This window comes from Actinomadura geliboluensis (genome assembly GCF_043197915.1).
Taxonomy (GTDB): Bacteria; Actinomycetota; Actinomycetes; order Streptosporangiales; family Streptosporangiaceae; genus Spirillospora; species Spirillospora geliboluensis.
The window spans coordinates 618,628-645,619 of sequence record NZ_JBICUA010000002.1; the positions used below are offsets into that span (position 1 = coordinate 618,628).

The following is a 26,992-nucleotide window of genomic DNA, read 5'->3' on the forward strand; positions in this document are numbered from 1 at the left end:
ACGCCCCTCCTAAGAGTCAGCCGAACAGGACACCCGGATTGAGTATCCCGTCCGGATCGAAGGATCTCTTGATCCGCCGCATCAGGTCCACCTTCGCCGGATCCTCCAGGGCGCGGAAGTGGCGGATCTTCTCGCGGCCGATGCCGTGCTCCCCGCTGATCGTCCCACCGAGGTCGGCGGCTGCCGCGAGCAACTCGTCCATGACCTGCGTCAGCGCCTCCTCGTCCGGCTGGAACACCGACAGGTGGACGTTGCCGTCGCCCGCGTGCCCGCAGCCGCCGATCAGCGCGCCGTGGCGCCCGGCGATGGCGGGGACGGCCTCGAAGAACCGGGCGAGCGCGGCGCGCGGCACGACGGCGTCCACGATCGCGTTGGCGCCGGCGTTCCGCGCCGCCCAGAACGCCTTCTCGCGAGCCGTGACCAGCTTCTTGAGGGGCTCGCCGCGCAGGACGTAGGCGTCGGCGGCGCCCAGCGCGGCCAGCTCCTCCCCGAGCGTCTGGACGTCCTCGTCCAGCCGCTCCGCCGACCGGTTCTCCAGCACGACCAGCAGGTAGGCGCCGGCGGCGGCGCGGACGCTCTCCGGCACCCCGAGGTCCAGCCCGGCGTTCTGCGTGATCGCCGCCATCGCGATGAGGTCCACGTACTCCAGCACGAGCGGGTCGAGGCCGCCGCCGGTCAGCCGGGGCACGGCCGCGGTGACCGACTCGGTGCCGGGGAACGGCGCGAGCACCCCGGCACGGTGCGGCAGCCGGGGCCGCAGCCGCAGCGTCACCTCCGTGACGAGGGCCAGGGTGCCCTCCGACCCCACGATGAGCTGCGTCAGGTCGTAGCCGGTGGACGTCTTCACGTACCGGCCGCCCGTCCGGATCACCTCGCCGGTGGGGAGCACCGCCTCCAGGCCGAGGACGTGGTGCCGGGTCACGCCCTCCTTCACCGCGTGCATGCCGCCCGCGTTCGTCGCGACCGTCCCGCCGATGCTGGCGCCGCCCTCGCCGGGGAAGATCGGGTAGACGAGGCCCTCGGCGGCGGTCGCCTCGTCGAGTTCGGCGAGGGTGACGCCGGGCTGAACCACCGCGACCTGCCCGCCGGTGTCGATCTCCAGGATGCGGTTCATCCGCTCGAACGACACGACCAGCCCGCCGGGACGCGGCACGGCGGCGCCCGACAGGCCCGTCCCGGAGCCGCGCGCCGTGACCGGGAGCCGGTGCGCGGTGGCGACCCGCAGCACCGCCGCGACCTGCGCGGCGTCCGCCGGCCGCACCAGCCAGTCGGGCGGCACCGGGGCGACGCCCAGCGACTCGTCCCGCCCGTAGTCCAGGGGCACCGCCTCGCCCGACAGGACATGCTCGTCGCCGACCGCCTCGCTCAGCGCCGTCCGGACATCCGCCATGCTTCCCTCCCACCGGGAAAGGTTCCGGCGCTCACCTCGCGGAAACCTCGCGGCTGCCAGGTTTGCCGCGTGAACGCACTTGACGAAACGGTCGTACGGCTCGGCTCCGTGCGCAAGGCATTCGGTGGGGTCGCCGCGCTGGACGGGGTGGACCTGGAGATCGGCGCGGGCGAGTCCGTCGCGGTGATGGGGCCGTCCGGCAGCGGCAAGTCGACGCTGCTCAACATGGTCGCGGGCCTGGACCGCCCGACGTCCGGGACGGTGGAGGTGAACGGCGAGGACCTCACCGGGATGGGCGAGGCCGCGCTGGCGCGGTACCGGCGCCGCCGGATCGGGATGGTCTTCCAGTTCTTCAACCTGCTCGACGACCTGCCCGTGCTGGAGAACGTCGCGCTGGCCGGGCGGCTCGCGGGCGTCCCCGGCCGCAAGGCGCGGGCGCGGGCGGTGGAACTGCTGGACGAACTCGGCATCGCCGCCCGCCGGGACGCCTACCCGGCGGTGCTGAGCGGCGGGGAGCGGCAGCGCGTCGGCGTGGCGCGCGCGCTGATGAACCGTCCCGCGCTTCTGCTCGCGGACGAGCCGACCGGCGCCCTCGACAGCGGCACCGGCGAGCAGGTCGCGGGCCTGCTCCTCGACCTCAACCGGCGCGGCCAGACGCTGCTGCTGGTCACCCACGACGAGGCGCTCGCGACCCGCTGCGCGACCCGGCTGGTGGAGTTCCGGGACGGCCGGATCGTCCGCGAGGCCGCGCTGGAGAGGAGCGAGCCGTGGGCCGCCCGCTGAGCGCCGTGTGGGCGGCGTCGCGCGCGGGGGTGCGGCGCCGCCGGGTGCAGGCGGTCAGCATCGCGGTCGTCGTCGCGCTGTCCACGGCGACGCTCGTGTTCGGGCTCGGCCTGCTCAGTGCGTCGAACTCGCTGTTCGCCGACGCGTTCGCGCAGGCGCGCGGCGCGCACGCGGCCGTGACCTATGACGCCGGAGCGGTGACCGCCGACCGGGTCGCGGCGACCGCGCGGGCGTCCGGGGTCGCCGCTGCGGCCGGCCCGTTCCGGACGGCCGTGCTGCCGCCGGGGCCGGGGACGGGCCCGCGGCGCGTCGGCGGCGACGGCCTCCTCGTCGCGGGCCGCGCCGACCCCGGCGGCCCGGTGGACAAGCTGACGATCACCTCGGGACGGTGGGTCCGCGCCCCCGGCGAGATCGTGCTGCGGGGTGGGCCGGGAGGCCCCGTGAGGCTCGGCGGCACCGTCGCGTCGCCGGGGCTGCCGCCGCTCAAGATCGTGGGCTTCGCCAGGTCGGTGACGGGCGGGGCGGACGGCTGGGTGACGCCCGCCCAGATCAGCGCCCTCCGCCCGGACGGCCTGCAGATGCTCTACCGGTTCGACCGCGCGGGCGACGCGTCCGAGCTCCGGCAGAGCCTGGCCACGGCGACGGCCGGGCTGACGATGCGGGACCATGCGTCCTACCTGGAGACCGAGAAGGCGTTCGAGGAGGACTTCAACGAGCTGATCCCGTTCATCACGGTCTTCGGGGCGCTCGCCATGGCCGTCGCGGTGTTCATCATCGGCAACGTGGTCAGCGGCGCGGTCGTCGCGGGCTTCCGGCGCATCGGCGTGCTGAAGGCGATCGGCTTCACCCCGGCGCAGGTGGTCGGCGTGTACCTCGGGATGATCGCGCCGCCCGCGCTGCTCGGCTGCGCGGCGGGCCTGGCGGCCGGGCACCTGCTCGCCGCGCGGGTCGCGGGCGACCTGGCCGCCGGGTTCGAGCTGCCGTCCGCGGGCGGCACCGGCCTCCTGCTGGACGTCCTGGCGGGCGGTTGCGTCCTCGCGCTCGTCGCCCTGGCCGCGCTCGTCCCCGCGCTGCGGGCCGGTCGGCTCCCGGCGGCTCAGGCGATCAGCGCCGGGACCGTGTCGCGCGGCGGACGGGGCCGGCGGGCGCAGCGGTGGCTGGCCCGCACCCGGCTGCCCGTCCCGGTCGGCCTCGGGCTGAGCCTGCCCGTCGCCCGGCCCGCCAGGTCGGCGCTCACCCTCGCGGGCCTCTGCCTCGGCGTGACGGCGGTGACCATGGGGTTCGGCCTCCACCAGACGGTCTCGATGATCCTCACGGCGGACACCGAGGGGCACACGTCCGTCAACGTGGGCGTCGACCCGCACCACCAGGGATCGGCGAACCTGTCCCAGGTGCAGGTGACGGCGCTGCTGAAGGCGCAGCCGGGCACCGCCCACGTGATGTCGTTCCGTCCGCAGCCCGTGAGGGTCGCCGGGCTCCCGTCGGGGCTGGTCGCCGAGACCTACAGCGGCGACTACCGCCCGTTCCTCGGCGACAGTCTCGTCCGCGGGCGCTGGTTCACGGGACGCGGCGAGCTGGTGGTGACGGAGGCGTTCCTGCGGCTCCACGACCTGGACGTGGGCGACACCCTCACCCTCCAGGCGGACGGTACGAAGGCCGCCGTGCGCATCGTCGGCTCCTTCGCGCACTCCGACACCACCCGGCTGATGCTCGACGCCGCGAGCCTCCCGAACGTCCGGGAGGGGCCCGAACCGCGCCCGTACGCGGTGATCGTGACGCCGGGGACGGACCCGGCCGCCTACGCCGAGCGCATCAACACGGCCGGGGCCTCCAGCGGCCTGTTCGCCGAGCCCACCGAGCCCGACCTCGGCGGCCGCGCGGTCTTCGACGGCCTGTTCGTGCTGTTCTCGCTGATCATCTGCACGGCGGCGGCGCTGGGCGTCCTCAACAGCGTGCTGCTGAACGCCCGGGAACGGAGCCGGGATCTGGGCGTCCTGAAGGCCGTGGGGATGGCGCCGCGGCAGGTCGTCCTCATGATGGTGACGTCCATGGCCGCGCTGGGGGTCGTCGCGGGCGCGCTCGGGGCCCCGCTGGGCGTCCTGGCCCACCACGGTGTCGTCATGCTCACCGGAGAGATGCTCAGCAGCGGGATGGCGGCGGCGTGGATCCACGTCTACGGCTGGACGCTGCTGCTGCCGCCGGCCTGCGCCGGGGTGCTCGCCGCCGTCCTCGGCGCGTGGGCGCCCGCCGGGCGGGCCGCCGCGACCCGCACCGCCACCGTGCTCCGCAGCGAGTGATCAGGAGGCGGTCAGGAGGGGCTCAGGAGGGGAAGGCGACGGCCACGGTCAGCCCGCCGTCCGGGTTGGCCGTGGCCGTCACCGTCCCGCCGTGGGCCTGGACGATGGCGGCGACGATCGACAGCCCGAGCCCTGCGCCGCCGTCCGAGCCCGTCCGCTCGCCGACCAGCCGCCGGAACGGCTCGAACAGCCCGTCCACCTCGTCCGGCGGGACGTGCGGCCCGGTGTTCGCGACGGTCAGCTCCCCGTCGCGCAGCTCCACCCGGACGGTCCCGCCGCGATGGTTGTGGCGGATCGCGTTCTGCACCAGGTTGGCGACCATGCGGGCGAGCAGCACCTCGTCCCCGGCGACGGTGACGGGCAGCGTGTCGGCGGTGACGGTGACCCCGGCGCGCTCGGCGGACGCGAGGTTCTCCCCGGCGACCTGCCCGGCGACCGCCGCCAGATCGACCGGGTCGCGCCGGTCGAGCCCGCGCTCGCCCTGCGCCAGGACGAGCAGCCCCTCGATCAGCCGCTCCGACCGCCGCGTGTTGCGCAGCATCTCCGCCCGCACCACGGCGAGCCGCTCCGGCGACGGGTCGGCCAGCCCCACCTCGATCGCGGTCCGCTGGACGGCGAGCGGCGTGCGCAGCTCGTGCGAGACGTTGGCGACGAACCGGCGCTGGCTGTCGGCCGCCCGCTCCAGCCGGTCGAGCATCGCGTCGAAGGTGTCGGCGAGCTGCCTCAGCTCGTCGCGCGGACCGTCCAGCGCGATCCGCTCGTGCAGGGTGGACAGCGACAGCCGGCGCGCGGTGCCGGTGATGCGGTGCAGCGGCCGCAGCAGCCGCCCGGTGAGCCACCACGACACCGCGAACGCCAGCACCACGATCACCGCGATGGCGGTCAGGATGACGAGCTGCTGCGACCCGACCAGGCTCTCCTGGAACTGCTCCTGCCCGATGACCCGCTTCCGGCCGTCGACCGGACCGCGCACCTCTCCGGACGCGATCGGATCGGCCGGGAACGGGACGTCCTGCACCCGGTCGTTCACGATCCGCGTCTGGATCCACAGCACCGCGCCCAGCACGCCCAGCGTGATGACGGTGAAGAGCCCGCCGTACAGGAGCGTCATCCGCGCCCGGACGGTCATCGGCCGCACAGCCGGTACCCGCTTCCCGGCACGGTCACGATGACGGGCGGCCCGCCGAGCTTGGCGCGCAGCTTGCTCATCGTCACCTTCACCACCGTCGTGAACGGGTCGGTGTGCTCGTCCCAGGCCCGCTCCAGCAGAGCCTCCGTGCTGACGACCGTGCCGCGCGCCTGCATCAGCACCTCCAGCACCGCGTACTCCTTGCGGGACAGCGGCACCGGGCGCCCGTCCCGGAACACCTCCCGGCGCGCCGTGTCCAGGGTGATCCCGGCGTGCTCCAGCACCGGCGGCAGCGGCGGGGCGTTCCGCCGCGCGAGCGCCTTGACCCGCGCCGCCAGCTCGTCGAACGCGAACGGCTTGGCGAGGTAGTCGTCGGCCCCGAGGTTCAGCCCGTCGACCCGCTCGTGCACCGCGCCCGACGCCGTCAGCATCAGGATGCGGACGGCCGCGCCCCGCTGCGCCAGCTCACGGCAGATCTCGTCGCCGTGGACGCGCGGCAGGTCGCGGTCGAGGACGAGCACGTCGTAGTCGTTGACCGCGAGCCGCTCCAGGGCCCCGTCCCCGTCGTAGGCGACGTCGACGGCCATCGCCCGCTTCCGCAGCCCCTCGGCGACCAGATCGGCCAGGAACCGCTCGTCCTCGGCCACGAGAATCCGCATCGTCCCATTCCCGCAGACCCCCGATAAGGCCGCGGTTAACGTCCGGACGGCTCGGGCGGTTCGGACGGCTAGGTCGTCTCGGGCGCCTCCGTCGTCAGGGACACGAGGAGGTCGTTGAGGCGGCCGACGAACGCGCCCGGCTCGTCGATGCGGGCGCCGCAGGTGAGGACGGCCTGGTCGAACAGGAGGTGCGCCCAGTCGGCCAGGCGCGGGTCGTCCTGCCCGCCGTTGAGCCGCTCGACCAGCGGATGCCGCGGGTTGATCTCCAGGACCGGCCGGCTCGGCAGGCCCGACCCGCGCATCCGCTGCGCGAGGGTGAAGTCGTTCTCCGGCCCGTCCCCGACGATGCAGGCGGGGGAGGTGGTGAGGCGGCTGGTCACGCGCACGTCCACGGCCCTGCCGTCCAGGTGCTCCTTGAGCTTGCCGAGGAGGTCGGCGTAGTCGGCTCCGGCCTGCTCGGCGGCCTCCTTGTCGGCCTCGTCCTCCAGGCCGCCGAAGTCGGGCGCGCCCTGCGCGACCGACTGCAGCCGCTTCCCGTCGAACTCCGGCAGGGCGGTGACCACGAAGGTGTCCACGGCGTCGTCCAGCAGCAGCACCTCGATGCCCTTCTCCCGGAACGCCTCCAGGTGCGGGCTGGACGCGGCGTCCGACATGCCGGGGGCCAGCAGGTAGTAGATCTTGTCCTGGCCGTCCTTCATGCGGGACGTGTAGTCGGCGAGCGAGACGCCGTCGCCGCCGGTGGTGGTGGTGAACCGCAGGAGCGCCGCGATGTCGTCCCGGTGGGCGGGGTCCTCGGGGATCCCCTCCTTCAGGGTGGCGCCGAACTCCTTCCAGAAGGCCGCGTACTTCTCGGGCTCGCCGTCGGCCATGTCCTTGAGCAGCCGGAGCACCCGCTTGACCGCGCTCGACCGGATGTGGTCCATGGCCTGGCCGCCCTGGAGGATCTCCCGGGAGACGTTCAGCGGCAGGTCGGCGGAGTCGATGACGCCGCGCACGAACCGCAGGTACCGCGGCATCAGCCGGTCGGTGTCCTCCAGGATGAAGACGCGCTGCACGTGGAGCCGCACGCCCTGGATCGCCTGCGCGAGCCACAGGTCGTACGGGGCCTGCGACGGGACGAACAGCAGCAGCGTGTACTCGAACCGCCCCTCGACCTTCGCGTGGACGTACGCGAGCGGGTCGGCGAAATCGTTCGTGAGCTGGCGGTAGAAGTCGTTGTAGTCCTGCTGCTTCAGCTCGCTTTTCGGACGCGCCCACAGGGCCGTGGCCTGGTTGACCGGGGTGTCGTCGTCGCCCAGCAGGATCGGGCGGCCGATGTGGTCGGAGTACCGCTTGATGATGGAACGCAGCCGGTACTCGCTGAGCAGCTCGTCCTCGCCCTCGCGCAGGTGCAGGACGATCGTCGTGCCGCGCTCGGCGCGCTCCACGGGCTCCAGCGTGTACCCGCCCTTGCCCTCCGACGACCAGCGCACGCCCTCCGCCGCCGGCAGCCCGGCGCGGCGGGTCGTCAGCGTCACCCGGTCCGCGACGATGAACGCGGCGTAGAAGCCGACGCCGAACTGCCCGATCAGCGCCGTGTCGCCGCGCCCGTCGCCGCTGCGCGCGCGGAGGAACTCCGCGGTGCCGGACCGGGCGATCGTGCCGATGTTGTCGATGACCTCCTGCCGGCTCATCCCGATGCCGTCGTCGGCGACGGTGATCGTGCGGGCGTCCTTGTCGAAGGAGACCCGGATCCGCGGCTCGCCGTCCGCTTCCGGCCCGTCCGGTTCCGTCTCGGCGGTCTCCGGGTGTGCGTACCGCTCGATCCGGAACCGGTCGATCGCGTCGGACGCATTGGAGATCAGCTCGCGGAGGAATATCTCCTTGTCGCTGTAGAGCGAATTGGCCATCAGATCGAGGATCTGGGCCGCCTCGGCCTGGAAGCCGAACGTCTCCTCCGCCGGCAGAGTCACCGTTTCCCTCCTGGTCAACGCCTTTCGGACAACCCATCAGAATAGGAATGCCGCCCGACCCGGTCAACCATTCCGCCGGAGCGTCACCCGAAGATCGCGGCGGGGTCGCCGCGGTACCAGGTGTTGTCGATGCGCATCCGCCGCACGACCCAGCGCCGCCCGTCCCGGACCAGTTCGACGTCGTAGGGGTTCTTCAGGAGGGCGAACGTGGAGTGGTCCGCGCTGAGCAGGTGCTGCGCCTCCACCAGGGCGGTGAGCCGCGCGGTGTCGCCGTCTACGGCGATGCGCGGGTTGGTGACCTGGTGGGTGGTGTCCACCCGGCCGGTGAACGAGTCGAGGATGGTGGTGACGATCGTGTCCCGTCCCACCATCAGCGGCGGGTTCCCGCCCCAGCGGGCCGCCGCCGGACGGAAGTCGAGTTCGGCGTCGGCGGCGAAGGCGGAGGCGAACAGCGCGGCGTCCTTGAGGTCCTGGCCGAGGGCGAACCGGTAGAGCGCGTCCACGATCTCGGTCCGGTCCCGCAGCTCCCGCACCACGGCGTCGGTGTCGCCGTCCGCGGCCGCCATCGCCTGCTGGTCGATCACGTACATGTCTGCTCCCGTGCACGTCAGAGGAAGGAACCTCTCCACTCTTCGCGGGGCCGGACGGCCGATCAACGCGGCCCTGTGCAACGATCGTGAAGCGTGAATTAACGATGAGGAGGGGCCGCATGCTGGAGCGGCACGAGATCGAGTCCTTCCTCACCCTCGCCGAGGAACTGCACTTCGGCCGGACGGCCGGACGGCTGCGCGTCTCCACCTCCCGGATCAGCCAGACGATCGCCAAGCTGGAGCGCCGCGCCGGGGTGGCGCTGTTCGACCGCACGAGCCGCCGCGTCGAGCTGACCCCGGCGGGACGGCGGCTGTACGACGACCTGCGCCCCGCCTGGGAGCGGGTCACCGCCGCGTTCGAGGAGGTCATGGAGACCGGGCGCGGGCTGACCGGTCTGCTCCACGCGGCCTTCACCGACGCCGCGGGCGGGCAACTGCTGGCCGGGGCCGCCGAGCTCTTCCGCCGCCGCCTGCCCGGCACCGACGTCCGGCTCCGCGAAGCGCGGCCCGGCGACCTCGTGCCCTGGCTGCGCGACGGTGAGATCGACATCGGCCTCGGGTGCCTCCCCGTCGACGAGCCCGGCATCGCCGCCGGTCCCGTGCTGGTGTCGGAGGCGCGGATGCTCGCCGTCCCCGCCGGGCACCCCTTCGCGCGCCGGACGTCGGTCTCCGTGGAGGATCTGGCCCGGGTCGCCGTCCTGCGGTACCCCGACACCGTGTCCGCGTCCCTCCGCCATGACCGCAGCCCGGCCGCCACGCCGTCCGGGCGTCCGATCGTGCCCGGCCCGGCGGTCGCGACGTTCGGCGAGATGCTCGCCCTCATCGGCGCGGGCGCGGGCGTCTTCCCGGTCGGCGCGCACGTCAGGCGCTACCACGCCCGCCCCGACATCGCCTACGTCCCCTTCGACGACGCCCCGCCCATCGACTGGGGCCTGCTGTGGCGGACCGGCGGCGAGACCGCCCGCGTCCGCGCCTTCGCCGAGGCCGCCCAAGACCTCCTTGACTGACGCACGCAAGAATGGCCCGGTACGACATCTCCGGCGGCGAGGAGAACGCGAGATGAGAATCGTCGTTGACGACCTGACCGGGCCGCGGGTCGCGGAGTTCCTGGCCGAGCACCTCCGCGAGATGCGGGCCGTCACGCCGCCGGAGAGCGTCCACGCCCTCGACCTCGAAGCGCTGCGCAAGCCCGACGTCACCTTCTGGACGGCGCTGGACGGCGACGCCGTCGTGGGCTGCGGCGCGCTCAAGAGCCTGGACGTCTCCCACGCCGAACTGAAGTCGATGCGCACGTCGGCGGCGCGCAAGCGGAGCGGCATCGCGTCCGGGCTGCTCGCGCACATCATCGCCGAGGCCGAGCGGAGGGGCTTCACCCGGCTGAGCCTGGAGACCGGCGCGGACGAGTTCTTCCTCCCCGCGCGCAGGCTCTACGAGAAGTTCGGCTTCGCCTACTGCGAGCCCTTCGCCGACTACCGCCCCGACCCGAACAGCGTCTTCATGACCAAAGCGCTCGGCTACTGATCCAGCTCAAGGGAGATGTGCGGGGCGAGCGCGCGGAGGAAGTCGGCGGCGTCGAACATCTCCCCGGCGGAGGCGACGCCGGTGGTCCGGGTCCGCCCGGTGAGGACTCGCGCGACCGCCTCCACCGCCAGCGGCGCGGTGACGGCGTAGATGTCGCGGCCCGTCGCCACGGCGCGCCGCTCACGGCCGCCGGAGCGCACGACCACGTCGACGAGGAACGTCTGCGCCGACCGCCCGTTCTCGTCGGCCGCGACGGGCGCCGGGGTGTCGGGGTTCGCCATGTCCCGCGCCGCCTCGACCGTCATGTAGGTGGTCACCTCGGGGATCGCCAGGTGGCTGGGGACGGTCACGACGTCGGCCATCGTGAACTCCCCGATGACGTCCCGGGGCCCCATCGGCGCGGGGAACGCCCACTCCAGCGCGGGCGGGTCGTCGCGGCGGTACTCCAGCCGCCCGTTCGCGTAGCGGACGCGCCGGCCGTCCCGCCGCGCGTGCGAGACCGCGCCCGCCGCGCGCGTCCCGGCGGTCGGGTGCCAGCCGCTCAGCCCGTAGGCGACGTGCGCCTCGTCGGCCGCCGTCCAGTCGCCCATGGCGGCGGTGGCGAGCAGGTCGCCGAGGCCGCCGTAGAAGGCCATCGCGGGGACGACCACGGCTCCGGCCACGCGGGCGCGGTCGGCGAACCGGGCGAACGTGTCGGCGTTGGCCTCGATCTCGGCCGCGACGTCCACGTACGGGATCCCGGCGCGCAGGGCCGCCTCGATCACCGGGGCGGCCGTCACGGCGAACGGGCCGGCGCAGTTGACCACGGCCGCCACGCCGGCGAGCGCGCGGTCGAGCGCGCCCGGGTCGTCCACCGACGCGGGACGCGCCTCCAGGCCGGTCTCGGCCGCCGCCTTCTCCAGCTTGCCCGCGTCGCGGCCGGACAGGACCGGGACGAACCCGCGCTCCCGCAGCTCCGCCACCACGAACCGCCCGGTGTGCCCGTAAGCGCCGTACACCGCCACCAGCTGCCCCGATCCCATGGGGTCTCCTTCGTCCTCGTCCCGGTCTGTCGGAACCATCCTGGCGAGGACGGTCATCCGACTGTGAGTGTCTGGAACGCCATGACCCGTACAATTCCGGACATGAGATCGGTCGCGCTGGCCGTCACCGACGGCATGCTGCACTTCGAGCTGTCGCTGGCGCACGAGGTGTTCGCCGCCGCCCCCGCCGGCGTCACCGTCCCCTGGTACGACCTGACCGTCTGCGGCTCCGGCGCCGTCCGGGTCGGACGGTTCCGGCTGGAGCCCGACCACGGCCTCGACCGGCTCCGGCACGCCGACACCGTGATCGTCCCGGGCTGGGCGGACACCGACGTCGAGCCGCCCGCCGACCTCGTCGACGCGGTGCGCGCGGCCCACGAGGCGGGCGCGCGCGTCGCCTCGCTGTGCACGGGCGCGTTCGTGCTGGCCGCCGCCGGACTGCTGGACGGCAGGCGCGCGACCACCCACTGGGCGCACACCGCCGACCTCGCCGCCCGCCACCCCCGGGTGGACGTGGACCCGGACGTCCTCTACGTCGACAACGGCACCGTGCTCACCTCGGCGGGCAAGGCCGCCGCGATGGACCTGTGCCTGCACCTCGTCCGCCTCGACCACGGCTCCGCGATCGCGAACACGGTCGCCCGCCGCCTGGTCGTCCCGCCGCACCGCGACGGCGGCCAGGCCCAGTTCGTCACCACCCCTGTGCCCGCCCCGGACGACCACCCGCTCGCCGCCCTGTTCCCCTGGGCGCTCGAACGCCTCGACCAGCCGCTCACCGTCGAGGACCTGGCCCGCCAGGCGCGGATGAGCGCCCGCCACCTGACCCGCCACTTCCGCGCCGTCACCGGTACCACGCCGCTGCAATGGCTGCTCACCCAGCGGATCCGGCACGCCCAGGAGTTGCTGGAGACCACCGACGACGGCATCGACGCCATCGCCGCGTCCACCGGCATGGGCACCGCAACCACCCTGCGCCGCAACTTCAACCGCACCGTGGGCGTCCCGCCGGACACCTACCGCCGCACCTTCCGCGCACGGACCGGGGGTCTCACGCCCGCGACGTGAGACCCCGCCGCCCGTCGATCAGGCGAAGCCGCGCTCCGCGTACGGGGTCTCGCCGCTGAGGCTCTCGCCGTCGAACGTCACCGTCGGCATGGCCAGCTCCATCGGCAGGGAGGCGTTCAGGTCGAACGCGTCGGGCGCGTGCAGGTCCGCCACGAACGCGTCGATCTTCGCCTCCGTCACCGACGACATCAGGAAGATGTGCGCGAGATGGCGCGGGTCCCGATCGGTGGGCCGCATCCGCATGGTGACGGTCGACAGCGACCACTTGGCCACCAGCGCCGGGTTCGGGCGGCGGAACCGCACCGTGATCGCCAGCGGCGTGCGGGCGATCCAGAGGGCGCCGGGCCCGAACTCGGGCTCCAGCCGGTGCTCCAGCCGCCTGAGCTTCTCGACCAGGTAGGACGCCAACCGCTGCGCGTGCATGCTGAGCGCGATCTGCCGGTCGTCGGGGTGCTGGGCGATGTGGTCCCACAGCACGATGGGGGACAGGCCGTTGCGGGACCCGGCGAACGTGGTGTCCAGCGAGCCGATGTACTCCGGGTCGTCCGGCGGCTGCATCTGGTACTTGATCTTGGTCATCAGCGCCCCGCACGGCCACGGCGCGCCCATCCACTTGTGCCCGCTGACCACGATGGACGACACCATGTCCACCGCCTCGTTCGAGCCCGGGGCCGTGGACGTCAGCCCGAAGTCGAACTCGGGGACGGGCACCTCCGGCACGTACTCGTAGCGCGGATCGTGCGCGGCCTTGGCCAGGAACGGCACGTACGCGGCGCCCAGGGCACCGTCCACATGGATCCAGAACCCGCGCCGGACGTCATGGTCGTCCTCCCCGTAGGGCACCCGGCGCTTCAGCAGCCCGTACTCGGCGAAGATCGGCAGCAGCTTGTCGCAGACGGCCCGCACGTCGTCGTAGGCGCCCTTGAACGTGCTGCCGAAGTTCAGGCTGACGATGCACGGATGCCCCTTGGACGCGAAGAACCGGACGAGTTGCGCCAGCTTGTCGACGTCCACCGACCCGGGCCCGAACGACGGGAACTGCTCGTCGGGCTTCCCGTCGGACGGCAGCGCGGACGGCACCTCGTCCGGCCAGGGGCCGCCGAGCGGGCAGTCGTCGGGATACTTCGCGCGCCCCATCTCGCTGAACGTCGGCAGGTCCAGCACCCGGACGGCCTTGGCGAACGAGTAGTGCGTGTCCTCCGAATAGAAGATCACCGGCGAGTACGCGTTCGGGTTCTCCGGCGCCTCGGACGGCGTGGTGTACCGCACCGCGGTCTGCTTGCCGGCGCCCTCGCCCTCACCGAGCAGCCGCTTGCCGGAGAGGTAGTCGCGGGCGTTCCACAGGGCGTACATGTTGCCCTCGGTGGAGCCCATGCTCAGGACGTATCCCCAGCACGAGTCCTTGTCCCGCGGGTCGTAGGGCTTGCCGTGCCACAGCCGCGCGAGGTACGACAGCACCGCCTGCTCGACGACCTTGGAGTTGACCTTGTAGCCGCTCTCCTGGAACGGGTCGCCGATGTTGTTGATGTGGCTGGTGAGGAACTGCCCGATGTCCCGCTGGTAGGCGTCCATGTCCTCGGTGACCTGGTAGCCGAGCATCCGGTCGCGGCGGTCCGCGAGGTAGGCGGCGAGGCGGCGCAGCACGGTGTCCCGCCGGTCCGGCGGCACCCCGCGCCCGTCCAGGACGAAGTCACTCGGATCGGGCGCGAACGGCGGCGGCGCCCCCCACACCTGCTGGCCGGGCCTGGCCCCGTCCTGCCAGGCGCGCTCGGTGTACTCGACGGCCTGGCGGCCCATGGTCTGCGTCATGCGGGTCCCTCCCGGACGTTCGGTGACGGAGCGTGACCGCCCGGGAGTCAGGCTTTCCCGCCACCGCGCCGCCCGGCCAGCCCCGGACAACGATCATTGGCTCTGCCGAATCGCAGAATCTCCACCGCATTGACCCTGCTCAGAGGGCGTTTGCCCGAAGGAAGCGCACCACTTGCCCCCGCCTCAGACGAGCGCGCCGACGCCCTCGTACTCGGCCCGCAGCGCCCGCCCGGCCGTCTCGTATTCGAGCAGCAGCAGCCCCTTGGCCGTCGCCTCATGCCGGACGAGCCGCAGCCCGGCCGGATCCCCGGAACCACTCAGCAGCCGCCGCCCGGCCCGCAACACCGTGGGCGCCACAACGAGCCGCAACGTGTCGACCAGGCCGGCCTCCAGGAGAGCGTCCGCGAGACGTCCGCTCCCGTGGACCTGCAGCTCCCGCCCCGGCCGCGCCTTGAGCTCCGCGACCGCCTCACCGGCGTCACCCTTCAGCACCGTCGCAGGGCCCCAGCTCCCCTCGGTCAGCGTGTTCGACACGACATACTTCGGCAGCGCGTTCATCCGCTCGGCGAACGGGTCGTCCGGGTCGGTGATCCGCGGCCAGTCCCGCGCGAACGCCTCGTAGGTGCGCCGCCCGAGGAGCAGCCCGTCCGCGAGGTCGAGCCAATCGGACGCGCGCCGGACGAACGTCCCGTCCATGTGCGGGACGAGCCACCCGCCACGGGCGAACCCGCCGCTGGTGTCCTCGTCCGGCGACCCGGGCCCCTGGTAGACCCCGTCGAGCGTGACGAACTCGGTGACAGTGACCTTCACGACCCCTCCACCAGTGCGGCGAGCTGCCCGGCGACCGTCCCCCACCCGTCGGCGAAGCCGAGCTTGTCGTGCCGGGCTCGGGCGTCGGGGTCCCCGTGGCGGACGAGCATCCGGTAATCCGTCCCGTCCGGATGGTCGTCCAGCGTGATCGTCGCCGTCATCGCGACCGGCGCCGGCCGCGCGGGCCGCCACGTGCTGTCGATCGCGTTCGTGAACACGATCCGCCGCTGCTCCTCGACGTCGAGGAAGCAGGCATCGAGGTGCGGCCCGAACTCGCCCCCGTCGCTCAACCGGGTGACGAACGCCCCGCCGGCCCGCAGCTCGAGCCGCTCCACCCGGCACCGGCTGGGAGCAGGAACCCACCACTGCTCAAGCCGCGCCGGATCCGTCCATGCGCTCCACACGACCGCGCGCGGCGCCCGGATGACCCGCTCCAACGCAAGATCAAGGTCAGGGTTCATTGCTCCTCCACATCAGTGACGAACTGTTCGAGGCGGTCGGTGCGCTCCTCCCAGATCCGGCGCTGCTCCGCGAGCCACTCGTCCAGCAGGACGAGCCGCTCCCGGTTGAGCGTGCACGTGCGCACCCGCCCGGCCTTGGCCGTCCGGATGAGCCCGCTCGCTTCGAGCGTCCGCACGTGCTTCATGAACGACGGCAGCGTCATCGGAAACTCGCGCGCGAGATCCCCGACGCTCACCGGCCCACCCCCGAGCCGCCGCACCACGGCCCGCCGCGTCGGATCGGCGAGCGCCACGAACACCCCGTCCAACTCCGCCGAATACTGTGCCATACGGCTAAGTATTACCAGCGGCCAACAGTTAGCGCAAGGGCTAACTATCGAGGCGCATCAGGGTGGCTGCCAGGGGCGATCATCCACCGCTCCGGCGGCTCGAACGCCCTGCGCCGTCCGAGTCAGGCGGAGGCGCAGGTGATGCAGGTGCGGGCGGCGGGGCGCGCGGCCAGGCGGTCCGCTCCGATCGGGCCGCCGCAGCGCTCGCAGGCGCCGTAAGTACCGTCGCGGAGCCGGTCAAGCGCGCTCTCAATGTCGGCCAGCTGTGCCTCTGCCCTGCTCAGGGACGACTCGATCCGGGAGCGTTCGAAGGCGATGGTGGCGCCCTCGGGGTCGTGCTCGTCGTCCACCCCGGTCTGCGCCGACGCCTCGACGACGCCGTCCCAGTCGACGCGCAGCGACGCCATGAGCTTCAGGAGTGCGTCGCGATCCGCGATCAGCCGTTCTTCCGCCGTGGTCATCCCTCCTCAACGCCCGCCGCGCCGCGCCCCATTCCGGGACGGCGGCGGACCGGCCCGGCGGCCGGGAGGGATGAAACGGGTGCTCGTCTACATAGAGGCGGACATATGGGGTAGGCGCGGAGCGAAGCGCTATTGGGGGAGGAAACATGGCTGCTCAAGAGACAGGCCACGTCACCGGGACCAAGGACAAGGACTACAACATCACTTGGTTCGTGGAGCAGTGCCTGAGCAACGCCCTCAGGCTGGACACCTACATCGAGGACGCCGAGCGCGACGGCGACGTCGAGCTGGCGGACTTCTTCCGGCGGGCGCAGGGCGAGAGCCGCAAGGGCGCCGAGCAGGGCAAGGAGATGCTCAAGCAGCGGCTCTGACGCGGCACCGCACCCCGCCCGGGCGATCACCGCCCGGGCGGGCTGCCGCATGCCGACCGCCTGGTCCCCAGAGCGATCAGGAGTAACAGCGCATCCGGCCGAGTTGACCGGTCATACGCCCGGTGGCCGGGCGCACTCGAAAACGATGGTGGCGCCGGCCGGACCGTGCCCGCCCTCCGGCGCCGTCTCGGCAGGAGCCGTCACCGTGGAATGTGCGCTGCAGCGGGCCGGCATGACGTGGCGGTGGTTAAATGCCTGGGCACTATTACCCTATTTCGGTTGACTGATATGCCGGAAACGAACCCGGCTTAGTGGACACATCAAATGGTGAGTGCTAGTTTGACCAATCAATTCACAGGGGGTGGTCTCACCTTGACTGAAATGGGGGCTCTGTGGCGGGGGAGAGGAATCGCCTCGACGAGTTGCTCAATCGCGATGTGCCACACGCGCCGACCTCTGCGGAGGACTTGAGCGCGCGTCTCAAGAGGAGCCCTTCCGGGACGAATACCGCGCTGCCCGCCGAGCAGGGGGACGACTCCGGTGATGATGATCGCCCAGGTGGAGAGGCCGGGACCGCGGCGGTGCGAGAAGCCGAACCGGTGACCGCACCTGAACCTGTCCGGCCGACGGTCATGGCTGCGGGTGAGTCCAAGGACGACGACGTCTTCGCCGGCCTGGAGCAGGTCATCGGCGAACTCGGAGAGGCGGCGGCCGGGCTGGCGCCCGCGATGGACGATTCGCTGGAAGCCACGGGTACCGACCACACCGGCACCATCGAAGTCACGATGGCCGGTCATGGGCGGGTGACCGGCTTCCGTCTCACCAGGAAGTGGCAGGCCGCCTTGGCCGCCGAGATGTTCGATTCGGCGGTTCTGGAGGCGGTTTCGGACGCGATGCTGGCTAGGATGGCGCGCGGTCTGGACGATGCGGAAAAGGCGGAGCCCGCCGCCGGGCGTCGGCCTCCCGGCCTCGAGACGCCGTTCGGCTCGTGGGTACCTCCGTCCGGCATCGACCCCGATTCCGCGCTGCGACAGATCAACGGCCTCCTTGAGGAATCCAGCAGAAGACTGGTGGAGTTGGAAGAGGCCCTGGCCCGCCCGCGAGAGGACGTGACCGTCCAGAGTGCGAATCACCGCGTGACCCTGAGTGTCAGGGACGGGATGGTCACGGGGGTCGCGACCCAGAAGAGCTGGCTGCTGAAAGCCGACCCCGGTCGGCTCTGTACGGAATTCACCACGGCCTTCCAGGCGGTCAACGACCTCGCCGATTCCGAGCGCCGGGACCGGGGCGCGCCGTCGGCGGGCGGAGAGGACGGCGCGGGGTCCGTCCTCCGCGAACTCGAGGACCTCCTCCGGAGCTTCGGCCTTCCTGGACTTCGGGAGATGACATGAGCGAACTGGAAGTGGCCCTCAAGCATCTGCACAAGGATGCCGATAACTGGCGCAACGCCGCCAAGGTGATGGAGAAGGCCGCGCGGGACGTCGCCGCGATGAAGGACCTGGCCTCGGGATTCGGGTACCTGGGCAAGAAAGCGGAATGTGACACCACATATGCGACGCTGAACCAGACCCTCGTGAACGTCGGCGGGCAGGCCGGCAAGGTCTTCCAGGAGATCGCTCACAAACTCGACACGGTGGGCCGAGCGTACGAGCACGCCGAGGAGATGAACGTGGCGGACGTCAAGAAGATCCGGCAGGGGTGGCATATCTGACATGACCGAGTTCGCAGCGACGATGTCGCACATCAACCAGCAGACCCAGAAAGTGACCGAGAAGCTGAACGAGCTGGTCGCCAATGTCAACCGGGTCCTCGCCAAGCTTCCGTCCTTCATCTCCGATCGTGTCGTTCCGCTGATGGACAAATTGCGGGACGCTGTCGTCAAGATGTGGAACGAGTTCGCGAAGTTCGTGGCGGAGCCGGGGGACTGGGGAAAGCTGGCCGACGCGGCGAAGAAGTTCAGTGACAATGTCCAGGGGCCGGTGAGCTCACAGGCGGGCTACTTCCAAGAGAGCTATTCGAAGGTGGACGACTACTGGGAGGGCGACGCCGCGAAGGCGTACAAGAAGGTGCTCAAGCCGGACGCGCCGCAGAGCGGCGCGACGGAGCAGTACGCGGACACGGCGAAGGCCGTCAGCGATGCCCTCAATCTGTGCAGGTGGACGCTCGTGGGGTTCTGGGGCGCCGTCGGCCTCGCCTACGCGGCGCTGATCTACAAGCTGATCGAGTCCTGTGTCGCCGCCGCCACCGGGGCGGGCATACTCCCGGCACTCGGTAATGCGGCGCTCTCGATCGGGGTGTTCGCCGGTGCGGTCGCCGCGGCCGGCTGGGGCGCCGTGCAGGTGATGGGAGGCGCGTCGAGCACCTTCCGCACGGAGAACAACGGGAACAACAAGTGGCCGGGCGGGCAGTGGCCTCCGTCCGGTGTCGTGACCGGTTAGGCGCCGTGTTCTCTCTTTCGCGGGGTGCGGTTCAGCGGGATCCGAGGAATCGCCGCAGGTTCATGTGGATCCAGTTCTTCCGGTACGTGACGTTCGCCGGTATTTCGGCGGCGGTCGGGCTGGTCGGTGCGCTGGACGGCGACGTTCCGGTGGTCTTCGCGCCGTTTTTTGTCGCGGTCGGTACGGCTTTCGTCAATTCGGCCATTCTTGCGCTGGCGACGGCAGCGGCGCTCAGCGGACGGTGGCCCAGCGGGGCGCGGCGCGCCGCGTTCGGGGTGTGGGCCGCCGGGATCATCGGAACACTCGCCGCCGTGATCCTCGTCCTAGGGGACGAGCACGGGCCCTCAGTTCCGCTGATCGCGCTGCTCGCGGTCCCGTTCCTGCTCGTCGCGAAGCCGTCGCGGCACATGCTGCTCGACCCGGCTCCGCGCGGAGGGGCGCCGGCGGACGGCCGTCGCCCGGCCGGAACGCCGTGATCTGCCCCTGAACCGGCCGTCAGGCCACTCGGGTTCGCCGGGCTCGCCATGAAACGGCTGGTGGTTCCACATAGAGGACGGATGCCGGGGGAGTAGTAGCCCTGTGACAGGGGGAGTTACGGGCGCACTCCGTGGTCGCGCAGGGGGCCGACGGTCAGGGCGGTGGCGCGGCATCTGGTCACGACCTCGGGCAGGGCGGCCAGGGTCGCCTTCCAGGCGCCGGGGGCCGAGGTGACGTCGCTGTCGTGCAGGAGGAGGGTCGCTCCGCCTTCGAGGCCCGGTGCCAGGGTGCGCAAGACGGACTCGGGGGTCGCGGACGCCGTCCAGTCCTTGCCCCAGGCCGTCCACAGGACGGGACGCAGGCCGTTGCGGCGGGCCGCGAAGAGGGCCTCCGTGCTCAGGGCGCCGTACGGCGGCCGGTACCAGGACGGGGTGACGCCGCAGACGTCCTCGACCAGGTGGACGGTGTCGCGGATGCCCGCGGACGTGCGGCCGGGGCGGGCCGTGAGGGTGTTGTCGTGGTGCCAGCCGTGGACGGCGATCTCGTGCCCGTCCGCGACGATGCGGCGGCCGAGGGACGGGGCGCGCCGCAGCATCGCGCCGAGGACGAAGAACGTCGCGTGGCAGCCGAGGCGGGCCAGCTCGTCCAGGAAGAGGGGCGTGGAGCCGGGGTCGGGGCCGTCGTCGAGGGTGAGGGCGACGTGGCGGGGGCCGCCGCGGCCGGCGACGCGGGGCGTGAGCCGCCGCACCGGGGGGAGCCAGGTCGCCGCGGGCAGGGCGTGACCCAGCAGGGCGGCGGTCAGGACGGCGGGCACGCGGCGGGACATGAGATCAGTTTCACCGGGGGGAGTTCAATTAATGGGCAAACGACTCTTAATTCTGACAGCGGGCATGGGGGCCGGGCATGACGCGGTCGCCGCGGAGCTGGCCCGGCGGATGGCGGCGCAGGGGGTGGAGGCGTCCGTCCTGGACGTCCTCGACCTGGTCCCGCTGCGGCTCGGGAAGGGCCTCCGGCACATGTACGAGGGCATGGTCCGGTCGGCGCCGTGGCTGTACGAGGGCATCTACCGGGCGTTCTTCGTGTCCCGGCGCCCGCCGCCCGCGTCCCCGCTGACGGCGCTGATCGCGCGGCGGCTGGACGCGCGGCTCCGGGAGCTGCCGCCGGACGCGGTCGTGTCGACGTTCCACGTCGCGGCGCAGGCGGCCGGGCGGCTGCGGGAGACCGGGCGGCTGGAGGTGCCGTCGCTGGTGCTGGTCACCGACTTCGCCGTCCACCGGATGTGGCTGCATCCGGGCAACGACCGGTACCTGTGCCCGGACGAGGGGTCCGCGCAGGCGGTGGCGGAGCGGACGGGCCGCCCGGCGACCCGGTGCGCGCCCGTGGTGCGGCCCGCGTTCCGCCGCAGGCGAGCGGCGTCGGGCCTGCTGCGGGACGAGGTCGGGGCCCGGCCGGACGACCGGATCGTGCTGATCTCGGCGGGCGCCTGGGGCGTCGGGCGGGTGGTGGAGACGGCGCAGCACCTCGCCGCGTCCGGCCGGTACGTGCCGGTGGTGCTGTGCGGCCGGAACGAGCGGCTGCGCGAGCGCGTCTACGGGCCCGCGCTCGGCTGGCGGGACGACCTGCCGGAGCTGATGGCGGGCGCCTACGCGCTGATCGACAACGCGGCGGGGCTGACCTGCCGGGAGGCGTTCGCGTGCGGGCTGCCGGTGATCTCCTACCGGCCGATCCCCGGGCACGGCCGGGACGGCGCGGCGGCGATGGCGCGCGCCGGGCTGAGCCGCTATGCGCGCACGCCCGGCGAGCTGGTCGGGGAGCTCGACCGGCTCAAGGACGACGCGGAGCGCCGGGCCCGGGCGCGGACGGCGGCCGGCCTGCTGCGGGCCGCCCCCGCGGAGCGGGTCATCCAGACGGCGCTCGGCTGACGTCGTGCTCCTCGTGCAGCAGCGGGGATCGGGCGATGCCGATGCTGCCGAGGAGGAGCAGCGCCATGCCGGCCGCCTCCAGCAGGACCCACGGCCCGCCGCGGACGTCCTCGCCGAACAGGTAGACCCCGAGGATGATGCTGGCGACGGGGTCGGAGATGGTCAGGGCGGGCTGGACCGCGACGAGGCTGCCGCTCTGCAGCGCGTTCTGGAGCAGGAAGAGGCTGGCGAGGCCGGCGAGGGCCATGGCGTAGAGCTGCCAGGACGTGACGACGGCGCGGAGCCCGCGCTCGAAGTCGCGCGTGGCGGTGTTCATGAACGCGGCCGTCAGCGCGAAGCCGATCGAGGTCGTGACGCCGAGCAGCACGGCGCGGACCGGCCCCCGGATGAGCCGGGACAGCGTGACGAGCGCGGCGACGCAGCCGACCGTGCCGGTCGTCGCGATGATCCAGGCGGAGCCGCTCGGCAGGTGGTAGTCCTCGTCGGGGGAGAGCGCGAACAGCAGCACGGCCAGCCCGACGCTGAGCAGGACGACGGCCGTCCACGGCACGCGGGTCAGCCCGCGCGGCGGCAGCAACGCGATGAGGATCATGGTGAACGGCAGTTCGACGGCCAGCAGCGGCTGGACGAGCGACAGCCCCGCGATGGACAGCGCCGCCGCCTGCAGCACGAACGCGGCGATGAGGGCGCCGATGCCGCCGAGCCACATCGGGCTGCGCAGCAGGTCGAGGATGAGCGCGAACTTGAAGGCGTCCGCCTCGGGCGCCGCCTTGGCCACCCGGCGCTGGAGGACGGACGCGAGGGCGTTGGAGGCTCCGGCGAGCAGCGCGAGGACGACGGGGATCACTGGCACTCCACCCCGTCAGGCGGCGCCGCGGCGCGTTCGCCGGGTTTGCCGAGGTACGGGGACTGGCCGAGGACGACGATGCCCGCGACCATCGCCGCGAGCCCGAGCGACTCCAGGGCGAGGTCGGAGACCTCCAGCCGGACCCGCTCCCCGAAGATCACGATGCTCAGCGCGATGCCGGTGAGCGGCTCCGCCGCCGTCGTCGCGGGCAGCGAGATCCGCAGCGGCGCCGCGTCGAACGCGCTCTGCGCGAACAGCAGCCCGAGCGCCCCGATGAACACCAGCCCGTACGGCTGCCAGGTCACGAAGATGCGGCCGAAGCCCTCGTCGGAGACCAGCAGGACGCTGCGGGTCAGGGTGTCCTGGAGGCCGTAGAGTAGCCCGGCGCCGCAGGCCAGCAGCATCGCGCGGACGCGCAGGTCCCGGTGCAGGCCGCCGAACGCGCACAGGGCGACGAGGGCGAGCACGGCCCCGCCCGCGAGCCAGCGCGGCGAGTGCACGCCCGGCAGGGCCCCGCCGTGCGGCACGCCGATGCCGAGGAACAGTGCGACGCCGCCGGTCAGCAGCAGCGACCCCAGCCACTCGTTGCGGCCGAGCCGCTCCCGGTAGATGACGTGCGCGGCGAACAGCGCGAAGATCAGGTTGACGGTGAGCACCGGGGTGACCTCGGCGACGTCGGCGATGTTCAGCGCGAACGCGAAGATGATCTGGCCGACGATCATCGAGGCGATGCCGGTCAGCCACAGCCGGCTGCGCACGAGGTCCAGCAGCAGCCGCGGATGCAGGATCTCCTCCAGCGGTTCCCGGAACGCCGCGTGCTGCTGCGCCACGAACCCGAGCCCGATGAAGGCCGCCGCCACGACGGCGATGGCCATGCCGAGAATGCTCATCCGCGTCCACGATCTCCCCCGAGCGACCCGTCCGGATCCGGCCTCTCACCTTCCACGAACCGACTGGACGGTACGTAAGACGGGGGTCCGCCGGCGGAGCACCCTGCGCATCCGAGCCCTCACCGCCCTCGTCGCGACCGTCTCGCCTCGGTGGTCCCGCTGAGCCCGGCCCAGGTCGGCCGCACCCCCGATGATCAGCCGTTACCCGGTTACGCGATCGACAATCCGACGCCGCCGCCGGTCCAAGTGCACGGGAAGCCGACGCGGGTGCTGCAGGGCGGCGCGTGCCGGTTCGGCGCCTGCGCGGCCGGGGCCGGGGCGCGGGGGCTGACCCCGTCTGCTCCTGAGCGGCCCTGGAGATGACTGTCCGGCCACACGCGCCCGTGGCCGGATCTCGCTAGCGCGTCGTCACAGGTCGGTGGCGATGATCTTCTCGATGTTGCGCTCGGCGAGCGCGGTGATGGTCACGAACGGGTTGACGCTGGTGTTGCCGGGGATCAGCGACCCGTCGATGGCGTAGAGGCCGGAGTAGCCGCGCAGCCGGCCGTAGTTGTCGGTGGCCTTGTTCAGCACGGCGCCGCCGAGCGGGTGGTAGGTGAGGTGGTCGCCCCAGATCTTGTAGGCGCCGAAGAGGTCGGTCCGGTAGATCGTCCCCTCCTTCTTGTTGATCTTGTCGAAGATCGACTTGGCCATGTCGATGCTGGTCTGCTTCCAGCCGGTCTGCCAGTTCAGGTCCACCCGGCCCGCCGCCGCGTTCCAGGAGAACTCGGCCCGGTGCGGGGTGTTGGTGATCGACAGGTAGAACGAGGCCCAGGTCTCGATGCCGGTGGGCAGCGGCGCGACCTCGGCGAACGCGCCGCCGGCGTCCCAGTTGTCGATCCCGCCGGTCGGGATGGACGACTGGAGGCTGCCGGTCGGGTCCCAGAGGTGGTTGGCGCGGCCGCACATGACGTTGCCGTTGTCGCCCCAGCCCTTGCCGACCTCGCCGTTCAGCGCCGGCAGCGCGCCGGTCGCCTTCAGCTTGACCAGCAGCTTGCTGGTGCCGACGCTGCCGGCCGCGAAGAACACCCGGTCGGCCTTCACCGTCTTGGTGCCCGTGACGGCGCCGGTCGTGTCGATCTGCTCGATGGCGACGGTGTAGCCGCCGCCGGACGCGGGCGACACCGACGTCACCCGGTGCTGCGGTGAGATGGAGACGCGGCCGGTGGCCTTGGCCTGCGCCAGGTAGGTCTGCTGCAGGGACTTCTTGCCGGCGTTGTTGCCGTAGAGGATCTCCGCCGCCAGCGCCGACTTCGGCACCGCGCCCGCGGCCTCCTGCTTCATGTAGTTGAAGTCGTACACGTTCGGGACGTAGACGAACTCGAACCCCGAGCGCTCGGCGTGCTTCCGCCCGACCCGCGCGTACTGGTAGCAGTCGGTGCTGTCGAACCAGGCGCGGTCGATGTTGTTGACGCCGAGCCCGGCGTTGGCGCGCGGGTAGTACACCTCGTACATCTCGTCGGCGTTCACGGAGGGGAGGACGCCGCTGAACCGCGAGCGCCTCGGCGTCACCGCCATCCCGCCGTTGACGAGCGAGCCGCCGCCGACGCCCCGTCCCTGGTAGACGGTGATGCCGGCGAACTCCTCGGCGTCCAGGATCCCGGTGTAGCGGGGGACGTCCTTGTCGATCGGGAAGCCGAGGAAGTTGCTGAGCGGCTGCTTGGTGCGCGTCCGCAGCCAGAACGACCGGTAGTCGGGGGACCGGGTGTTGGCGAAGATCTTGCCGTCCGAGCCGGGGGTGTCCCAGGCCATCCCCATCTCGACCATGTGCACGTCGACGCCCGCCTGGGCGAGCCGCAGCGCGGCGACGGAGCCGCCGTAGCCGGTGCCGATGATCAGGACCGGGACGTGCGCGCCGTCGCCGATCGGGCCGGCCGCCGAGGCGGTGGACGCAGCGGTGCCGCCCATCAGCCCCAGCCCCAGAATGGAACCGGTTCCAACAAGGAACCCGCGGCGGGAAACGCCGCAGAGACTCCCGTTGGGCATGATGGAATCGGTCATGTGACCTCCCTCACTGTCGCTGAGATTGGAACAGGTTCTATATCGACCGGCGAGGGAAGTCACTAGCTACGCAAAAGTAACTTACGAACCATCACGCACACGTGTTGCCAGGTCACAGCCAGTTAACCAAGTGCTTGCTTGGCAACGGACCCGGGCTTTGTTACATTCCGCCCATGATCTCCGCGATCGTCTGGGGCACCGGCAACGTGGGGCGGCTCGCCCTGCGCGCCGTCGACGCCCATCCGGCGCTGACACTCACCGGCGTGATCGTCCACGACCAGGGCAAGGCCGGACGGGACGCGGGCGACCTCGCCGGCCTCGGCCGCGAGCTCGGCGTCGCGGCGACCACCGACATCGACGCCGTCCTCGCCGCCCGGCCGCAGGCCGTCGTCTACGCGGCGTCCGGCGACATCCGCCCGGACGACGCGCTCGCCGACATCCTGCGGGCGATCCGCGCCGGCGCCGTCGTCGTCACCCCCGCGCTGTACGCCCTCTACGACCAGAGCAACGCGCCCGCCGAAATGCGCGAAGCGGTGCTCGACGCCATCGCCGAGGGCGGCGGCTCGCTGTTCGTCTCCGGCGTCGACCCGGGCTGGGGCAACGACGTCCTGCCGCTGATGATCAGCGGCCTGGGCGGCGTCATCGACGTCGTCCGCTGCCAGGAGATCTTCGACTACTCCACCTACGACCAGCCCGACTCCGTCCGGTACCTGGTCGGCATGGGCCAGCCCATGGACTACGAGCCGCCCATGCTGGCGGCGACCGTCCCGACCATGGTGTGGGGCGGGCAGGTCAGGTTGATGGCGCGCGCGCTCGGCGTCGAGTTGGACGAGGTCCGCGAGACCCTGGACCGGCGTCCGCTGGACGAGACCATCACCACCGCGTCCATGGGCGACTTCGAGAAGGGCACGCAGGGCGCGGTCCGGTTCGAGGTGCAGGGCATCGTGGGGGGCGAGCCCCGCATCATCGTGGAGCACGTCACCCGCATCCACCCGTCGTGCGCGCCCGACTGGCCCATGCCGCCGGACGGCGACGGCGCCCACCGCGTCATCATCGAGGGCAACCCGCGCATCGAGGTCACGGTCGAGGCCACCGACGAGCACGGCAACCGCGCCGCCGGCGGCAACGCGACCGCGGTCGGGCGGCTCGTCAGCGCGATCGACTGGCTGGTGGACGCCGAACCCGGACTCTACGACGCGCTCGACGTCCCGCTGCGCCCCGCGGCGGGCAGGCTCGGAGGCACCCGCGCATGAACCTCGACGTCCCCGACGGCAAGGACCCGATCCAGTACGCGTGGGGCGAGCTGGTGCCCGGCATCGGCCCCGCCGCGTCCCGGCTGTCGCTCGCGGTGTACGAGCACACCACCCTCGGGCTCCGCGAGTTCGAGGCGGCCCGGCTGCGCGTCGCGCAGCTCAACGGGTGCCTGTTCTGCCTCGACTGGCGGACCGAGCGGGACGGCCAGAAGGTCGAGGAGGAGTTCGCGGACGCGGTCACCGACTGGCGCACCACCGACGCCTTCGACGACCGGACGCGCCTCGCCGCCGAGTACGCCGAGCGCTACGTCCTCGACCACCACGGCCTGGACGAGGAGTTCTGGGAGCGCATGACCGCGCACTACGACCAGCGCGAGATCGTCGAGCTGAGCATGTGCATCGGCTCGTGGCTCGCGTTCGGCCGCCTCAACCACGTGCTCGGCCTGGACGCCATGTGCGTCCTGCCCAAGCCCTGA

28 protein-coding genes are annotated in these 26,992 nt (G+C 72.2%); 13 read left to right on the plus strand and 15 right to left on the minus strand.

Annotated features, from left to right (window positions below):
- Positions 1 to 16: 16 nt before the first annotated feature.
- Entirely contained in the window at positions 17 to 1,390 is a 1,374-nt protein-coding gene (locus tag ACGFI1_RS08380; RefSeq protein ID WP_392784130.1) for an FAD-binding oxidoreductase, read from the minus strand.
- Positions 1,391 to 1,459: 69 nt separating this feature from the next.
- Here ACGFI1_RS08380 and ACGFI1_RS08385 point away from each other — a divergent pair, with 69 nt between their 5' ends.
- Positions 1,460 to 2,173 (plus strand): ABC transporter ATP-binding protein, encoded by a 714-nt coding sequence (locus ACGFI1_RS08385; RefSeq protein WP_364546936.1) that lies wholly within the window; start codon positions 1,460 to 1,462, stop codon positions 2,171 to 2,173.
- On the plus strand, positions 2,158 to 4,470 hold the full coding sequence (locus ACGFI1_RS08390) for an ABC transporter permease (RefSeq protein ID WP_392784132.1): 2,313 nt from the start codon (positions 2,158 to 2,160) through the stop codon (positions 4,468 to 4,470). The genes ACGFI1_RS08385 and ACGFI1_RS08390 overlap by 16 nt, the downstream gene beginning before the upstream one ends.
- Before the next feature lie 22 nt (positions 4,471 to 4,492).
- On the opposite strand, the gene ACGFI1_RS08395 is transcribed toward ACGFI1_RS08390, so the two are convergent.
- The 4 genes from ACGFI1_RS08395 to ACGFI1_RS08410 form a co-directional block, all read right to left on the minus strand.
- On the minus strand, positions 4,493 to 5,599 hold the full coding sequence (locus tag ACGFI1_RS08395) for a sensor histidine kinase (protein ID WP_386872554.1): 1,107 nt from the start codon (positions 5,597 to 5,599) through the stop codon (positions 4,493 to 4,495).
- Entirely contained in the window at positions 5,596 to 6,258 is a 663-nt protein-coding gene (locus ACGFI1_RS08400) for a response regulator transcription factor (protein ID WP_386872552.1), read from the minus strand. The genes ACGFI1_RS08395 and ACGFI1_RS08400 overlap by 4 nt, the downstream gene beginning before the upstream one ends.
- A 68-nt stretch (positions 6,259 to 6,326) precedes the next feature.
- Positions 6,327 to 8,210, minus strand: a complete 1,884-nt coding sequence (gene htpG, locus ACGFI1_RS08405) for a molecular chaperone HtpG (RefSeq protein WP_392784135.1) — start codon at positions 8,208 to 8,210, stop codon at positions 6,327 to 6,329.
- An 83-nt stretch (positions 8,211 to 8,293) separates the two neighbouring features.
- On the minus strand, positions 8,294 to 8,800 hold the full coding sequence (locus ACGFI1_RS08410; protein ID WP_392784137.1) for a nuclear transport factor 2 family protein: 507 nt from the start codon (positions 8,798 to 8,800) through the stop codon (positions 8,294 to 8,296).
- A 119-nt stretch (positions 8,801 to 8,919) separates the two neighbouring features.
- Between ACGFI1_RS08410 and ACGFI1_RS08415 the strand changes: the two genes are divergently transcribed.
- Together ACGFI1_RS08415 and ACGFI1_RS08420 are read left to right on the plus strand one after the other, a co-directional pair.
- On the plus strand, positions 8,920 to 9,807 hold the full coding sequence (locus ACGFI1_RS08415; RefSeq protein ID WP_392784139.1) for a LysR family transcriptional regulator: 888 nt from the start codon (positions 8,920 to 8,922) through the stop codon (positions 9,805 to 9,807).
- Positions 9,808 to 9,859: 52 nt separating this feature from the next.
- The gene (locus tag ACGFI1_RS08420) at positions 9,860 to 10,321 is read left to right on the plus strand and encodes a GNAT family N-acetyltransferase (RefSeq protein WP_386872544.1); all 462 of its coding nucleotides are present in this window, start codon (positions 9,860 to 9,862) and stop codon (positions 10,319 to 10,321) included.
- Here ACGFI1_RS08420 and ACGFI1_RS08425 read toward each other — a convergent pair.
- Positions 10,315 to 11,343 (minus strand): saccharopine dehydrogenase family protein, encoded by a 1,029-nt coding sequence (locus tag ACGFI1_RS08425; protein WP_392784141.1) that lies wholly within the window; start codon positions 11,341 to 11,343, stop codon positions 10,315 to 10,317. The genes ACGFI1_RS08420 and ACGFI1_RS08425 overlap by 7 nt on opposite strands.
- Before the next feature lie 102 nt (positions 11,344 to 11,445).
- Between ACGFI1_RS08425 and ACGFI1_RS08430 the strand changes: the two genes are divergently transcribed.
- Positions 11,446 to 12,408 (plus strand): helix-turn-helix domain-containing protein, encoded by a 963-nt coding sequence (locus ACGFI1_RS08430; protein WP_392732872.1) that lies wholly within the window; start codon positions 11,446 to 11,448, stop codon positions 12,406 to 12,408.
- 18 nt (positions 12,409 to 12,426) lie between these two features.
- On the opposite strand, the gene ACGFI1_RS08435 is transcribed toward ACGFI1_RS08430, so the two are convergent.
- The 5 genes from ACGFI1_RS08435 to ACGFI1_RS08455 form a co-directional block, all read right to left on the minus strand.
- The gene (locus tag ACGFI1_RS08435; RefSeq protein WP_392784142.1) at positions 12,427 to 14,217 is read right to left on the minus strand and encodes a hypothetical protein; all 1,791 of its coding nucleotides are present in this window, start codon (positions 14,215 to 14,217) and stop codon (positions 12,427 to 12,429) included.
- A gap of 183 nt (positions 14,218 to 14,400) precedes the next feature.
- Positions 14,401 to 15,027 carry a dihydrofolate reductase family protein gene (locus ACGFI1_RS08440; protein WP_392784143.1) on the minus strand — a complete coding sequence of 209 codons (627 nt, stop codon included), beginning with the start codon at positions 15,025 to 15,027 and terminating at the stop codon, positions 14,401 to 14,403.
- The gene (locus tag ACGFI1_RS08445; protein WP_138642169.1) at positions 15,024 to 15,488 is read right to left on the minus strand and encodes an SRPBCC domain-containing protein; all 465 of its coding nucleotides are present in this window, start codon (positions 15,486 to 15,488) and stop codon (positions 15,024 to 15,026) included. The genes ACGFI1_RS08440 and ACGFI1_RS08445 overlap by 4 nt, the downstream gene beginning before the upstream one ends.
- Positions 15,485 to 15,817, minus strand: coding sequence for an ArsR/SmtB family transcription factor (locus ACGFI1_RS08450; RefSeq protein ID WP_364546902.1), 333 nt, complete (start codon positions 15,815 to 15,817; stop codon positions 15,485 to 15,487). Before ACGFI1_RS08450 ends, ACGFI1_RS08445 begins: the two co-directional genes overlap by 4 nt.
- Positions 15,818 to 15,939: 122 nt before the next feature.
- Positions 15,940 to 16,278, minus strand: a complete 339-nt coding sequence (locus tag ACGFI1_RS08455) for a TraR/DksA family transcriptional regulator (RefSeq protein ID WP_392784145.1) — start codon at positions 16,276 to 16,278, stop codon at positions 15,940 to 15,942.
- 146 nt (positions 16,279 to 16,424) lie between these two features.
- Here ACGFI1_RS08455 and ACGFI1_RS08460 point away from each other — a divergent pair, with 146 nt between their 5' ends.
- From ACGFI1_RS08460 to ACGFI1_RS08480, 5 genes are all read left to right on the plus strand, one after another.
- Positions 16,425 to 16,649: a hypothetical protein gene (locus ACGFI1_RS08460; RefSeq protein ID WP_138642277.1), complete on the plus strand. Its 225-nt coding sequence runs from the start codon at positions 16,425 to 16,427 to the stop codon at positions 16,647 to 16,649.
- Positions 16,650 to 17,041: 392 nt separating this feature from the next.
- Positions 17,042 to 18,040 (plus strand): hypothetical protein, encoded by a 999-nt coding sequence (locus ACGFI1_RS08465; RefSeq protein WP_392784147.1) that lies wholly within the window; start codon positions 17,042 to 17,044, stop codon positions 18,038 to 18,040.
- Positions 18,037 to 18,360, plus strand: coding sequence for a hypothetical protein (locus tag ACGFI1_RS08470; protein WP_176195407.1), 324 nt, complete (start codon positions 18,037 to 18,039; stop codon positions 18,358 to 18,360). Before ACGFI1_RS08465 ends, ACGFI1_RS08470 begins: the two co-directional genes overlap by 4 nt.
- A gap of 1 nt (position 18,361) precedes the next feature.
- Positions 18,362 to 19,087: a hypothetical protein gene (locus tag ACGFI1_RS08475; RefSeq protein ID WP_386872527.1), complete on the plus strand. Its 726-nt coding sequence runs from the start codon at positions 18,362 to 18,364 to the stop codon at positions 19,085 to 19,087.
- An 86-nt stretch (positions 19,088 to 19,173) separates the two neighbouring features.
- On the plus strand, positions 19,174 to 19,563 hold the full coding sequence (locus ACGFI1_RS08480) for a hypothetical protein (protein WP_392784150.1): 390 nt from the start codon (positions 19,174 to 19,176) through the stop codon (positions 19,561 to 19,563).
- Between the two features lie 116 nt (positions 19,564 to 19,679).
- On the opposite strand, the gene ACGFI1_RS08485 is transcribed toward ACGFI1_RS08480, so the two are convergent.
- The gene (locus ACGFI1_RS08485) at positions 19,680 to 20,390 is read right to left on the minus strand and encodes a polysaccharide deacetylase family protein (RefSeq protein ID WP_301175029.1); all 711 of its coding nucleotides are present in this window, start codon (positions 20,388 to 20,390) and stop codon (positions 19,680 to 19,682) included.
- Positions 20,391 to 20,454: 64 nt separating this feature from the next.
- On the opposite strand from ACGFI1_RS08485, the gene ACGFI1_RS08490 reads away from it, so the two are divergent.
- On the plus strand, positions 20,455 to 21,486 hold the full coding sequence (locus tag ACGFI1_RS08490) for an MGDG synthase family glycosyltransferase (RefSeq protein ID WP_392784152.1): 1,032 nt from the start codon (positions 20,455 to 20,457) through the stop codon (positions 21,484 to 21,486).
- Here ACGFI1_RS08490 and ACGFI1_RS08495 read toward each other — a convergent pair.
- The 3 genes from ACGFI1_RS08495 to ACGFI1_RS08505 form a co-directional block, all read right to left on the minus strand.
- Positions 21,464 to 22,333: a DMT family transporter gene (locus ACGFI1_RS08495; protein WP_386872522.1), complete on the minus strand. Its 870-nt coding sequence runs from the start codon at positions 22,331 to 22,333 to the stop codon at positions 21,464 to 21,466. The two genes, ACGFI1_RS08490 and ACGFI1_RS08495, sit on opposite strands and share 23 nt — an antisense overlap.
- A complete protein-coding gene (locus ACGFI1_RS08500; protein WP_138640232.1) occupies positions 22,330 to 23,223 on the minus strand; it encodes a DMT family transporter in 894 nt (297 codons plus the stop codon). Before ACGFI1_RS08500 ends, ACGFI1_RS08495 begins: the two co-directional genes overlap by 4 nt.
- A gap of 408 nt (positions 23,224 to 23,631) precedes the next feature.
- Positions 23,632 to 25,263 (minus strand): GMC oxidoreductase, encoded by a 1,632-nt coding sequence (locus ACGFI1_RS08505; protein WP_392784154.1) that lies wholly within the window; start codon positions 25,261 to 25,263, stop codon positions 23,632 to 23,634.
- Positions 25,264 to 25,436: 173 nt separating this feature from the next.
- Between ACGFI1_RS08505 and ACGFI1_RS08510 the strand changes: the two genes are divergently transcribed.
- Together ACGFI1_RS08510 and ACGFI1_RS08515 are read left to right on the plus strand one after the other, a co-directional pair.
- Entirely contained in the window at positions 25,437 to 26,516 is a 1,080-nt protein-coding gene (locus ACGFI1_RS08510; protein ID WP_392784156.1) for an NAD(P)H-dependent amine dehydrogenase family protein, read from the plus strand.
- Positions 26,513 to 26,992, plus strand: coding sequence for a carboxymuconolactone decarboxylase family protein (locus ACGFI1_RS08515; protein WP_138640229.1), 480 nt, complete (start codon positions 26,513 to 26,515; stop codon positions 26,990 to 26,992). Before ACGFI1_RS08510 ends, ACGFI1_RS08515 begins: the two co-directional genes overlap by 4 nt.